The organism is Blautia caccae, assembly GCF_040095955.1.
In the GTDB taxonomy this organism is placed as follows: Bacteria; Bacillota; Clostridia; order Lachnospirales; family Lachnospiraceae; genus Blautia; species Blautia celeris.
Map to the genome: position 1 here is coordinate 190,775 of NZ_JBBMFP010000010.1, position 11,582 is coordinate 202,356.

Annotated in this window: 13 protein-coding genes; 5 read left to right on the forward strand and 8 right to left on the reverse strand. The window is 48.8% G+C overall.

Features of this window, described 5'->3' with window-relative positions; translation table 11 throughout:
• Positions 1-9 precede the first annotated feature (9 nt).
• On the reverse strand, positions 10-957 hold the full coding sequence (locus tag WMO65_RS13140; protein WP_243128826.1) for a carbohydrate kinase family protein: 948 nt from the start codon (positions 955-957) through the stop codon (positions 10-12).
• Between the two features lie 77 nt (positions 958-1,034).
• Complete coding sequence (locus WMO65_RS13145) at positions 1,035-2,117, reverse strand: helix-turn-helix domain-containing protein (protein WP_187370606.1); 1,083 nt, start codon at positions 2,115-2,117, stop codon at positions 1,035-1,037.
• Positions 2,118-2,393: 276 nt separating this feature from the next.
• On the opposite strand from WMO65_RS13145, the gene WMO65_RS13150 reads away from it, so the two are divergent.
• Together WMO65_RS13150 and WMO65_RS13155 are read left to right on the forward strand one after the other, a co-directional pair.
• Complete coding sequence (locus tag WMO65_RS13150; RefSeq protein WP_033141451.1) at positions 2,394-2,906, forward strand: ferritin; 513 nt, start codon at positions 2,394-2,396, stop codon at positions 2,904-2,906.
• 1 nt (position 2,907) lies between these two features.
• The gene (locus tag WMO65_RS13155) at positions 2,908-3,096 is read left to right on the forward strand and encodes a (2Fe-2S)-binding protein (protein WP_033141452.1); all 189 of its coding nucleotides are present in this window, start codon (positions 2,908-2,910) and stop codon (positions 3,094-3,096) included.
• Between the two features lie 69 nt (positions 3,097-3,165).
• Here WMO65_RS13155 and WMO65_RS13160 read toward each other — a convergent pair whose 3' ends face one another.
• Complete coding sequence (locus WMO65_RS13160; RefSeq protein ID WP_033141453.1) at positions 3,166-4,197, reverse strand: YeiH family protein; 1,032 nt, start codon at positions 4,195-4,197, stop codon at positions 3,166-3,168.
• 137 nt (positions 4,198-4,334) lie between these two features.
• Between WMO65_RS13160 and WMO65_RS13165 the strand changes: the two genes are divergently transcribed.
• Complete coding sequence (locus tag WMO65_RS13165; RefSeq protein WP_103732683.1) at positions 4,335-5,210, forward strand: LysR family transcriptional regulator; 876 nt, start codon at positions 4,335-4,337, stop codon at positions 5,208-5,210.
• Between the two features lie 11 nt (positions 5,211-5,221).
• Here the strand turns inward: WMO65_RS13165 and WMO65_RS13170 are convergent, their stop codons facing one another.
• From WMO65_RS13170 to WMO65_RS13180, 3 genes are all read right to left on the reverse strand, one after another.
• Positions 5,222-6,295: an FUSC family protein gene (locus WMO65_RS13170; protein WP_148392808.1), complete on the reverse strand. Its 1,074-nt coding sequence runs from the start codon at positions 6,293-6,295 to the stop codon at positions 5,222-5,224.
• A gap of 30 nt (positions 6,296-6,325) precedes the next feature.
• Positions 6,326-6,772, reverse strand: coding sequence for a MarR family winged helix-turn-helix transcriptional regulator (locus WMO65_RS13175; RefSeq protein WP_033141456.1), 447 nt, complete (start codon positions 6,770-6,772; stop codon positions 6,326-6,328).
• Positions 6,773-6,896: 124 nt separating this feature from the next.
• Complete coding sequence (locus tag WMO65_RS13180; RefSeq protein ID WP_033141457.1) at positions 6,897-7,766, reverse strand: helix-turn-helix domain-containing protein; 870 nt, start codon at positions 7,764-7,766, stop codon at positions 6,897-6,899.
• A 158-nt stretch (positions 7,767-7,924) separates the two neighbouring features.
• Between WMO65_RS13180 and uxuA the strand changes: the two genes are divergently transcribed.
• Entirely contained in the window at positions 7,925-8,992 is a 1,068-nt protein-coding gene (gene uxuA / locus WMO65_RS13185) for a mannonate dehydratase (protein ID WP_018595261.1), read from the forward strand.
• 2 nt (positions 8,993-8,994) lie between these two features.
• A complete protein-coding gene (locus WMO65_RS13190) occupies positions 8,995-10,605 on the forward strand; it encodes a mannitol dehydrogenase family protein (RefSeq protein ID WP_033141458.1) in 1,611 nt (536 codons plus the stop codon).
• A 56-nt stretch (positions 10,606-10,661) separates the two neighbouring features.
• Here the strand turns inward: WMO65_RS13190 and WMO65_RS13195 are convergent, their stop codons facing one another.
• Both WMO65_RS13195 and WMO65_RS13200 read right to left on the reverse strand, forming a co-directional pair.
• The gene (locus WMO65_RS13195) at positions 10,662-11,021 is read right to left on the reverse strand and encodes a YccF domain-containing protein (protein ID WP_033141459.1); all 360 of its coding nucleotides are present in this window, start codon (positions 11,019-11,021) and stop codon (positions 10,662-10,664) included.
• 21 nt (positions 11,022-11,042) lie between these two features.
• Positions 11,043-11,471, reverse strand: coding sequence for a hypothetical protein (locus tag WMO65_RS13200; RefSeq protein WP_033141460.1), 429 nt, complete (start codon positions 11,469-11,471; stop codon positions 11,043-11,045).
• Positions 11,472-11,582 lie beyond the last annotated feature (111 nt).

Here is an 11,582-nt window from a genome sequence, read left to right on the forward strand (position 1 = left end):
ACCATACTTTCATGGAGAATGATACTTCTTTACCACATTTTCTACCTGAACAATATTGTCAATTCCTTCCGCAGCTCCCAGTTTCTGCACTGCCAGCGCACCGCATGCGTTTGCGTATGCCGCTGCTGTCTGCAGGTCCATTTTCTCTGATAATGCGTACACGAAACCTGCCGCAAAACTGTCGCCGGCTCCTGTGGTATCCACACACGGTACACCGGGAACGGCAGGGCTTGTAAAAAACATTTCCCTGTTTTTCACAAAACATCCCTTATCCCCGCATTTGATCACCACATTTCCCACACCGCAGTCCAGAAATGTATCTGCGATCTCATGCAGTTCTCTTTTCCCGGTAACCAGCACTGCCTCCTCATAATTCGGAAAAAGATAATCCACACAGGCCAGCGCCCCGCGGATATCCTCCGCGGTTTCTCCGTTCTTCCTCTTTGTCATGTCCGCACACACCAGCACGCCCTGTTTTTTCGCCCGCTGAAACAGCCGCTCCATCTCCGCATTTCCAAGCCTCGGAAAGACAAAGATACTGGCAAAACACAGGATCTTTACATCCCGGAAAAGTTCTCCCTCCAGATGTTCCCCGGAAAGAACGCGCAGTGTGCCGTGAGGATTTGTCAGGAAACTCCGTTCCCCGTTCTCCTTCACCAGAACCACATTGATGCCTGTATCCACACCCGGCTCTGTCCTGGCAAGTTCAAGTCCGATCCCATATTTCCGGCAGTGGCCCCTGATGATCTCTGAAGCCGGGTCGCTGCCCAGCACGGTCAGAAGCCGGACATTCCTCCCCAGTTTTGCCAGAACTGTCGCTTCGTTCAGAGCATCCCCTCCTGTCCTCATGGTGATGGCATCTGCCGGGCTTGAACCGGTCTCAAAAACATGTTCGTCGGCCGGCTCTGCCAGCACATCCAATATGGCCGCACCCACAACTAAAATCTTTTCCTTCATATCCGTACTCCTTTGCTCTGCCATTTATCAGCAAATGACTGCACAGCCTCCGCCGCACATTCTCCGGCCGGTCATCTTCAGGCCGGTCCGCCGTCTTCCCGGAACTTTTCAATCAATTCCGTAAACTCCTGCCTGTCCCTTACAAACGCAAACTCCTCACTCTTTTCCAGCTCCGTTAATAACCCAGTTCGCATACGCTTAAATATTTCCGTCTGCTGCCCGCTGTTCTCCTTCTGCTCAGCCAGTTTATAATACAGCCTGCTTTTACTCAGTTCCCACGGTGTCCCCATTTCTTCCAGAATATTTTCGAGCAGCTCCAGCGTTCTGTCCGCGTCTTTTTCTGCAACCGCCATCTCGTAATCCACCATATACTTTCCGTATTGCCACAGATCCAGCAGTTCCACCACATCTCTGCATTTACCTGCATAATATTCCATGTTCTCCCAGTCACTCTGCTTCTTATAAATTTCCATAAGCGTGATCAGGCAGTTCTGCACATCGCCCGCTGCCTGGAGAAGCTTTTGCTGTGTCATTTTCACTGCCTCCTCAACTTTCCCCTGTTTTCTGTACAGAAGTGTGAGCATTGGCCTTTTATCCACCCCAGGCTCCGGCATCTGCGCCAGCAGCTCCTCCGCTCTGCTGTAATCCTCCGCTGTAATATAATCAGACACCAGCATATTCAGAGCACTGCCCCTTATCCCCCAGTCAGTCTCGCTGTTCTTTGCCACCCTTTCAAATAATTCCCGGATTTCCTCCTCATACTTTGCCTTATCTTCATCCGGAACCGGAAACATGAGCAGCGTACCCTTCAGAAAACCGGCCAGATTATAAATCAGACTGTCACTGTTTGGAAACTCCCGGATCTTCTTCATTGCCAGTTCATATCCTTCCTTATACCCGCTCTCCTTCAGCACGGAAAAGACCTCATTGCAGAAATGATTTATCTCCTCCCCCGTCAGATCATCCTCAAAGGACAGCAGGGTATTCAAATCCACCTTCAAAAGCCTTGCCAGCGGCGGAAGCAGCGTGATATCCGGATAGCTCACCCCTTTTTCCCATTTGTTGACAGCCGGCGCCGATATTCCCAGATATTCTGCCGCCTGTTCCTGGGTCAGCTTCAGTTCTTTTCTTCTTGTTCTGATAATTTCATTGATTTTCATAACATTGTCCTCCATCCTACAGAGGGACAGCCGGCGCCGGCTTTCGTTCTCTGTTATAGCTATTATAACAGATGTGCCTTTTGGGCACTATTGATTCCTTTTTAATTTTCATTCAAATATTTTAACCACCGGTTATGCCCAATGGATCCAACCCGTAAACTATAGTCACACACGACCGGAGTCATAATTTTACCATTGTTGAAACCATCGTACCGTGCTATAATCTAAGTTGCAGGATACCTGCATAAAATAGTCCAATTTAAGGAGGTTTTTACAATGTTAGACAAAAATGTATCTGAACTGCTGAACACGCAGATCAACAAAGAATTCTACTCCGCCTATTTATATCTGGATTTTGCCAATTACTATAAAGACCAGGGACTCGACGGTTTTGCCAACTGGTATAACGTTCAGGCCCAGGAGGAGCGCGACCACGCCATGCTCTTCATCCAGTATCTGCAGAATAACAGTGAAAAGATATCACTGGAATCCATAGACAAGCCGGACAAGGTATTCGATGCCTTTGACCAGCCCCTGCATGCCAGCCTGGAACATGAGCGGTATGTAACCAGCCTGATCCACAATATCTACGACGCTGCGTACACGGTAAAAGATTTCCGCACCATGCAGTTTCTTGACTGGTTTGTAAAAGAACAGGGCGAGGAGGAAAAAAATGCGGAGGACCTGATCCGTAAGTTCGAGCTTTTCGGACATGACTCCAAGAGCCTCTATATGCTGGATTCCGAACTGGCAGCCAGAGTATACACTGCCCCTTCCCTGGTGCTTTGATATGAGCGGGGAGAAATATCTGTGTCCCTGTTTTAAGGTCACAAAAAAAGATATCAAGGAGGCCATAAAGGATGGTGCCTCCTCCTTCAAAGAAGTGCGGAAAATGACCAAAGCCGGAAAAGGCTGCGGCCACTGCCAGTGCAAGGTAAAAAAGTACGCAAAGAAACAGCTGAAAAAACACGCGTCCTGAATACTGACGCGCATACAGAATGCCTGCCGGGTCAAGACAATTCGTCTGTCGCCCCGGCAGGCATTCTTCTTACCATATTCCTAGTATTTTCTGCATAACCAGACTCACACATGTGATCCCGGCCCAGCAGCAGGCGCCCATGAAGATTGGCTTTCCGCCTGTTTTTATAAGTTTCACCACATTGGTGTTCAGTCCGATTGCACCCATTGCCATGACAATGAAAAATTTGCTCAGCGTCTTCAGAGGACTGAAGATCCCCGCCGGGACACCAAAGTACACAGCGACCGTGGTGATAACAGAAGCTGCTACAAAGTAAAGGATAAAGAAAGGAAATATTTTTCTTAATTCAACACTGTTCCCTTCCTCCTCTTCCAAATTCTTTGTACGTATTACTGCCAGCACCAGGGTAATGGGGATGATCGCAAGGGTTCTTGTCAGCTTCACGGTCACAGCCTTGTCAAGCGTGGCATTGCCCAGATTATAAAGGGAATCCCAGGTAGATGCAGCGGCTGTTACAGAAGAAGTATCATTGACAGCCGTCCCCGCGAAAATTCCGAAAGCTTCCCCGCTGTGCGTATCAAATCCGATCAAAGCTCCAAACGCAGGAAAGAGAACTGCCGCCAGAATATTGAATAGGAAGATAACGGAGATGGCCTGGGCCACTTCCTCGTCATCCGCGTCAATAACAGGCGCTGTAGCAGCAATGGCTGAACCGCCGCATATGGATGAACCAACCCCTACTAAAGTGGAAATTTTTCCGGGAATTTTCATAACCCTGTGCAGCACATAAGCGATAACCAGCGATGTGGTAATGGTGGATAAGATAATGGGAAGAGATTGTTTCCCCGTCTTCAGAACAACTGTGAGATTCATCCCAAATCCCAGAAGGATCACTGCATACTGCAGAATTTTTTTTGATGTAAAGGTAATACCGGGCTGCAAATCCGTCTTATCCTTCAGAAAGTGTGTTACTACCATTCCCAGCAAAATGGCACAAACCGGACCGCCCACCACAGGGACCAGTTTTCCCAGATACCAGCCTGCTGCTGCAATGACCAGACAGAGCAGCAGGCCTTTCCAATTCTTTTTCACAAAATTCATACTTCCTTTCTCCTTTTAGCATTTTCTTTGGTATATCTTACCATGTTCTTATGATAAATAAAAATTATTTATATTTATTTTTCTATAAAAATACTTTATACTATAACCAGAATATATTTTTAGAGGGGGATAAGAAAATGCAGGATTTTCGTATGGAAACGTTTTTAACCGTATGCGAAGAATTGAATTATACACGTGCAGCCCATAAGCTTGGTCTGACACAGCCGGCTGTTTCTCAGCACATCCATTTTCTGGAAGAGTCCTACGGAACACACCTTTTCACCATACAGGGCCGGAAATTATATCTGACGGAGGCCGGAAAGCTTCTCCATGCCTCTGCCCAGACCATGAAAAACGATGAATCTCATCTCCGCCGCAGGCTCAGAAATGCGCAGCAGCCCAAAAAAGAATACCATTTCGGCGCCACTCTCACCGTAGCCGAATATATCCTTCCCGAGAAGATAACGAAAATCTTAAGCGATGACAAGGGCTGCCGCATGAAGATCACGGTCCAGAATACAAGAGAGCTGCTGCGCCAGATCGACACAGGGGTCATTGACTTCGCCGTGGTGGAAGGCTCTTTTCCCAAGGAAGAATACGACTTCCTGCCCTACAGCAAAGAGCCTTATATTGCTGTATGCGCCGCGGACTTTCCCCTTCCCAAGTGTCCCTGCGTTTTAGAGGACCTGCTGCCCTACACCCTGATCACCCGGGAAAAAGGTTCCGGCAGCAGGGATATCCTGGAGTCCATCCTGGCACAGCAGAACTTAAGGCTCGCTGACTTTGCCCGCGTGGTGGAATACGGCAGTATCGGCGCCATCAAGCGTCTGACCGCTTCCGGGTGCGGCATCACTTTTCTGTACAAAAAAGCCGCGGAACATGAGCTCCGCAGCCGAAAATTAAAAGAGATCAAATTACAGGAATTCCACCTGCTGCACGGACTTAACTTTGTGTTCCGCAAAGATACCATTTTCCGGGAGGAATACGCCCAGCTCTATTCCCTCCTGAAATGAGTAGAACACACTTACGCCGCATCCGCGGATTCCGTTCCCCGGGAGATACGTTCCGCCGCGCAGCATACCTTTTCAAACACAAAATCAAACACCAGACCATATACCACGCCGAACAGGTTATTTGCCAGCCTCAGCGCCACGGACCCTGTCATGCCGAACATTCCCGTAGCCATGGCAAGGGCCCCGAAGGAGTTGAACACTGTCTGCCACAGATAGGTTGCCGAGAATCCCACACCAACGCCGCCCAGCATACCGATACAACCGTAAAAGCTCTCCGGCAGCACCGCGCACAGCCCGAAAAACAGAACACACCCAATGGCATTTCCCGGAAAACGGTATTTGAACCGATCGAGCAGATCCTTCCGGAAAGGCTGGATAATGGACATCATGGCAAATCCTGCCCACATCACTCTCGGAAGATGCAGGAGCTGCGCAAAAAACATGCCGGAGGAGATGCCAAGGGCCATGCGGAGCTGCCATTTCGTCCTGGCTGATGAAAGGGCAAATTCCCGCAGCAGATCCCCCAGTCCCCTCTTATAGGTAATCTCCCTGTGGTTTCTGTAAAAGACAAGCGCAGTCAGCAGTGCGCCCAATGCCAGCGCAAGGACCCGCATGAAATACGCATGTCCGGACACATCATTTCCCTGAAGCAGCAGATACCCCAGAACCCAGGTAGCGTGATTGGCCATGATAATGTTGTGGCATCCCAACGTAAGGAGCAGAAGCAAAAAGACAAAATCCAGTAAAAACGCCCATCCCGGCGGCACCATATGGGTCAGCCTCGGCCCCACGGCCAGAACGGCAAACAAAATGACAATAACCCCCATACCGTGAGAGGCTTTGATTCCCAGATCCGCGGACCGGAACACCATCACGGTAAGCAGCACTACCACCCCGGCCACACTGTTGTCCTCCCCGAATATCTTTGTATAAGCTGTGACAAATGCCATACAGAATGCAAGCGTCAGAAATACTTTGAAAACATAGATGAGAAGATGCCTTCTCTTTTCCCTGCTGTCTTTACTGTTCCGGATCAGTGCCTTTGAACCGGCCTGATTCAACTGTAGTTCCTGATAAATACTCAAATGATCAACTCCCTGAATGATTGATTTCTGTTATTGTTTCATTTCCCCGGATTCCCCTGCCTGATGGTTCACCAGGCGGATCAGCTCCATAAGCCGGGCAAAGTTCTCCTCCCCGGCCCTGCGCCTCATGGAATACAGCGGTTCCAGATAATACTTATATGTGTGATCCAGCTCCTCCCGCCCTTTCTCTGTGATACACAGATAATAACTGCGGTGGTCTGCTGCACACGCCTCCTTCTCCAGAAATTCCTTTCTGCAGAGGCTATCCACCAGACGGCTGACTACCGGCTTGCTGATTCCCATCCCTGCGCAGAGCATATGGGATGTGAGTTTCTCCCCGGAGAGCGCCACCCTGGAGAGCAGATCCAGTTCCTGTGCAGAGGAAATCCCGCCTTTTTTTGCCCGCCTTACATGCAGACTGCAAAAAAGCCTGATATCCTGCATTCTCTCCATCATTTCTATCCAGTCGTATTCCATTTTTCTCTCTCCTGTATACGAATTTGTGAAATGTCCCTGTGGTTCTATTTAGTTAACATTATTAACTATCCAGATATACTACGCCAAATAGTTCATTTTGTCAACTATTTCCAGACATTTTATATTACAGCGTCACCTGCATATCCTTAAATTCCTTTGGCGATATCCCATACTCTTTCTTAAATGCCCGGTAAAAGCTGGAGTAATCCCCGAACCCGAACATGGGATACACCTCACTGATCCCCACATCCCCCAGTATGGCATCCCTGCAGGCGGACAGCCTTTTTTTGGTGATATACTGGTGGATGGACAGTCCCGTACTGTCCTTAAACACATGGGCTATATGGTACTTGCTCACATAAAACTGCTTCGCCAGATTCTCCAGGGACAAATCCCCATCCAGATTTTCTTCTATATAATCAGCCAGCCCCTGATACAGGTTCAGCTCCTCCCGCTCGCTCTTCGGATAATTCTGTTCATGGACGATTCTGTTCAGGTGCAGGATCAGGTCATTGACACACAGGGATATCTTCGCCTCCCTGCCAAACCGTTTGGAGCGCATTTCATCAATAAGCCCGAAGACTTTAGAGCGGATGGTATTGAAGATCACCACATCCGTATGAAAAATGTAATTCTTCGTCACCTTTACATGCTGCATCAGATAGGCATAGTCCGATGAAATTTCCATAAGACTGTTGCAGTATTCCTCCGTGATCCAGAATACAAAACGGCGGTATGGAAGCTCCTGGTCCCGAATCACAGCGTGGTGCCGCGCTTTGGGAGGTATCAGTACAATATCCCCCTGCCTCATGGAATACTCCTTCCCCTCGATGATCATACCCACATTCCCCTCCAGGAAAAAATAAAATTCATAGTAGTCATGCGCATGGTCCTTTACCTGGGACAGATAAAAATCACTGTAATAATAGACCTCAAAATCTTTGGAAAGCATATACTGCCTGGTGCTGAACGCTGTCTGCAGATTTTTTTTCACACCTGTCACCTCCGTCATTTTTTATAGATTATCACGAAACCGCAACTTTTGCAATGTAAACAACAAATCAGTCAATTGGCTTTTTCTCTGCAGTTATTATAATAATAGATAACAAAGTAAATGAATCCCAAGCGGAAAAGAGAAAGGATACAAAAACTATGGAAATGACATTAAGATGGTATGGTTCTAAATTTGACACAGTGACTCTGAAACAGATTCGCCAGATCCCGGGTGTGACAGGGGTTATCACCACCCTTTACGACACACAGCCGGGCGAAGTATGGAGCAGGGAACGCATCGCTGCCCTGAAAGAGGAAGTTGCCGCATCAGGCCTTCACATTTCCGGTATCGAGAGCGTCAACATCCATGATGCCATCAAGACAGGCTCTCCGGAGAGAGACATGTACATTGACAACTATATCGAAACTCTGGAAAACCTGGGAAAAGAAGATATCCATCTGGTATGCTACAACTTCATGCCTGTCTTTGACTGGACCAGAACAGAGCTGGCACGTGTAAGACCGGACGGCTCCACAGTTCTTGCGTACACACAGGAAGCGGTTGACGCCCTTGACCCGGAGAACATGTTTGAATCCATCGCAGGCGACACCAACGGCACAATCATGCCGGGCTGGGAGCCGGAGCGTATGGCTAAGATCAAAGAGCTGTTCGACATGTACAAAGACATTGACGACGAAAAATTATTCGAGAACCTGAAATACTTCCTGGAGCGCATCATGCCGGTCTGCAACAAATACGACATCAATATGGCAATCCATCCCGATGATCCTGCATGGAGCGTATTCGGCCTTCCGCGTATCATCATCAACAAAGCCAACATCCTGCGCATGATGGCAATGGTGGATGACCCGCACAACGGCGTTACCTTCTGCTCCGGTTCCTATGGCACCAACCTGGAAAATGACCTGCCGGATATGATCCGTTCCTTAAAAGGCAGAATCCATTTTGCACATGTGCGTAACCTGAAATTCAACTCTCCTACAGATTTTGAGGAGGCTGCCCATCTTTCCACAGACGGAACCTTTGATATGTATGAGATCATGAAAGCACTCTACGACATCGGATTTGAAGGACCTGTCCGCCCTGACCATGGCCGCATGATCTGGGACGAAGTGGCAATGCCGGGTTACGGCCTCTATGACAGAGCACTGGGCGCTACTTACTTAAACGGACTCTGGGAAGCAATCGTGAAAGGAGCAAGATAGTCATGCAGGTAAATGAACTGGGTTTAAAAAACAGAGAACAGTGGGAAAGCAAAGGCTATTCCCTTCCGAAATTCGACAGAGCAGCCGTAACGGAAAAGACCATGGAAAATCCGTTCTGGGTCCACTTCGGCGCCGGCAACATTTTCCGCGCCTTTCAGGCAAATGTGGTGCAGAACCTTTTAAATGAAGGCGTTCTGGACCGCGGCCTGGTAGTTGCAGAGGGATTTGACTATGAGATCATAGAGAAAATGAACCGTCCCCACGACGGCTACAATATCCTTGTGACTTTAAAAGCAAACGGCTCTGTAGAGAAAACCGTTGTGGGCAGTGTTGTGGAATCTCTCACCGTTGACTCCGAGAATGACACGGACTTCAACCGTCTGCGTGAGATCTTCAAAAAAGACTCCCTGCAGATGGCCAGCTTCACCATCACAGAGAAAGGCTACAGCCTTGTTAACGGAAAAGGTGAGATGCTCCCCTCTGTTGTGGCTGACATGGAAAAAGGCCCGGAAAAACCGGAGAGCTACATCGGCAAAGTGGTAAGCCTTCTGTACACCAGATTCCAGGCAGGCGAAAAGCCTATCGCTATGGTGAGCATGGACAACTGCTCCCACAACGGAAGCAAACTCCACGACGCAGTCTTCGCATTTGCTGATAAATGGTCAAAGACGGGCCTGACAGACAAAGCCTTTGTGGACTATATCGAGAACCCGGCTAAAGTCTCCTTCCCCTGGTCCATGATCGACAAGATCACTCCCAGACCTGACCCGTCCGTGGAAGAGATCCTGAAAAAAGACGGCGTGGAAGAATTAGAGCCGGTGGTAACCTCTAAGAACACCTATGTGGCTCCCTTCGTAAACGCAGAGGAATGCCAGTACCTGGTCATCGAGGATGCCTTCCCCAACGGAAGACCCGAGCTTGAAAAAGGCGGCCTGATCTTCACTACCCGTGAGACAGTTGACAAGGTGGAGAAGATGAAAGTCTGCACCTGCTTAAATCCTCTGCACACCGCCCTTGCCGTATTCGGCTGCATTCTGGGATATGACCTGATCTCCAAAGAGATGAAGGACGAGACCCTGAAGAAGCTGGTAGAGGGCATCGGCTACGCAGAAGGCCTGCCGGTTGTTATAAACCCGGGCATTCTGGACCCCAAAGAGTTCATTGACACGGTACTTGGTGTCCGTATCCCGAACCCGTTCATGCCGGATACCCCGCAGCGTATTGCCACAGATACTTCCCAGAAGCTGGCGATCCGTTTCGGTGAGACCATCAAGGCATATCAGGCGTCCCCCAAGCTGCATGTATCAGACCTGAAGCTGATTCCTCTTGTATTCGCAGGATGGTTCCGCTATCTGATGGGTGTGGATGACAACGGCAATGCTTTTGAATTAAGTCCGGATCCGCTTCTGGATACCGTACGCCCCTACGTTGCAGACGTAAAACTGGGCGAGGCCGTGGATGCGGAAAAACTGCTGAAACCGGTTCTGGAAAATGAAAAGATCTTCGGTGTGAACCTCTATGATGTGGGCATGGCTGACACTGTATGCAGTTACTTCTCACAGATGACAGCCGGTACAGGCGCTGTCCGCAGCACACTGGAAAAATACGTTTAAAACCCTTCGGGGCTGCACGAATCCTCCGCTCGTGCAGCCCCGATTTTTTCTTTTATTTAGTATACTTCCGCTCCAAACGGCATAAGTGCCAGCTTGGCGATTTTAAAATGCTGCATTCCAAAAGGAATACCTACCACTGTGACACAGAGCAAAAAGCCGATCAGCAGAGATTCCAGAGCCAGGGGGATTCCTGTCACTATCATCCAGATGACATTGAGAAGCAGGGAGCCTGCCCCTCCGCCGTACTGCACTTCCTTCCCAAAAGGGAAAAAAGCCAGTGCAGCAAACTTAAAACACTGCATTCCCACAGGAATACCCACTATCGTGACACACCACAAAAGCCCTGCCAGACACCAGCTCAGCCCGCTGATACAGCCGCCGAACACAAACCACAGTACATTTCCAAGACATCCCATATAATTCCCTCCTATTCTATCTTATTCATTCAACAGGTCTCTCAGCTCCCCGAGAATCGCTCTCACCCGCATGATCGCGTCATCCACCTGCTCTCTGGCATCATTGATCTTCTTCTGCACCAGATAGTCAGCCACGATCCCATCAAAGAAGAAATCAGCAAAATTCAAAAATGAGCTGATGTCCATGCGCAGGTCAAGGGGAACCTGGACATCCCTAAGTTCTCTCTGGAAGACAAGGAGCTGGCTTTTTGCATCCTCCATATAAGCTGTGGCATCCGACATTTTTGAATGTTTTACCATGTCTGTGAAAAACCCGCCTCCCAGCATATCGAAGATTCCCCAGTTCTTTGCTCCCTGAAGCTTTTCTCTTGCATTTTCCAGGCTGTAAAGAGCCTTCTCACCTGCCGCTGCTGCTTCCTCAATCTCTCTTCTTCTCACTTCGTCTCTCATTTTTCTTTTCCTCCATTTTTTCAGCCGGCTTTCCTGCGGCGGATATCTGGAAGGTGTGCTGAAAATAGATGGAACTAAAAAAAGACCTCTATTATGACATCCGCCACAATA

Coding starts and splice junctions, on each gene's coding strand:
- WMO65_RS13140 (WP_243128826.1), bottom strand. CDS start 957: ATGAAGGAAAAGATTTTAGTTGTGGGTGCGGCCATATTGGATGTGCTG.
- WMO65_RS13145 (WP_187370606.1), bottom strand. CDS start 2,117: ATGAAAATCAATGAAATTATCAGAACAAGAAGAAAAGAACTGAAGCTG.
- WMO65_RS13150 (WP_033141451.1), top strand. CDS start 2,394: ATGTTAGACAAAAATGTATCTGAACTGCTGAACACGCAGATCAACAAA.
- WMO65_RS13155 (WP_033141452.1), top strand. CDS start 2,908: ATGAGCGGGGAGAAATATCTGTGTCCCTGTTTTAAGGTCACAAAAAAA.
- WMO65_RS13160 (WP_033141453.1), bottom strand. CDS start 4,197: ATGAATTTTGTGAAAAAGAATTGGAAAGGCCTGCTGCTCTGTCTGGTC.
- WMO65_RS13165 (WP_103732683.1), top strand. CDS start 4,335: ATGCAGGATTTTCGTATGGAAACGTTTTTAACCGTATGCGAAGAATTG.
- WMO65_RS13175 (WP_033141456.1), bottom strand. CDS start 6,772: ATGGAATACGACTGGATAGAAATGATGGAGAGAATGCAGGATATCAGG.
- uxuA (WP_018595261.1), top strand. CDS start 7,925: ATGGAAATGACATTAAGATGGTATGGTTCTAAATTTGACACAGTGACT.
- WMO65_RS13190 (WP_033141458.1), top strand. CDS start 8,995: ATGCAGGTAAATGAACTGGGTTTAAAAAACAGAGAACAGTGGGAAAGC.
- WMO65_RS13195 (WP_033141459.1), bottom strand. CDS start 11,021: ATGGGATGTCTTGGAAATGTACTGTGGTTTGTGTTCGGCGGCTGTATC.
- WMO65_RS13200 (WP_033141460.1), bottom strand. CDS start 11,471: ATGAGAGACGAAGTGAGAAGAAGAGAGATTGAGGAAGCAGCAGCGGCA.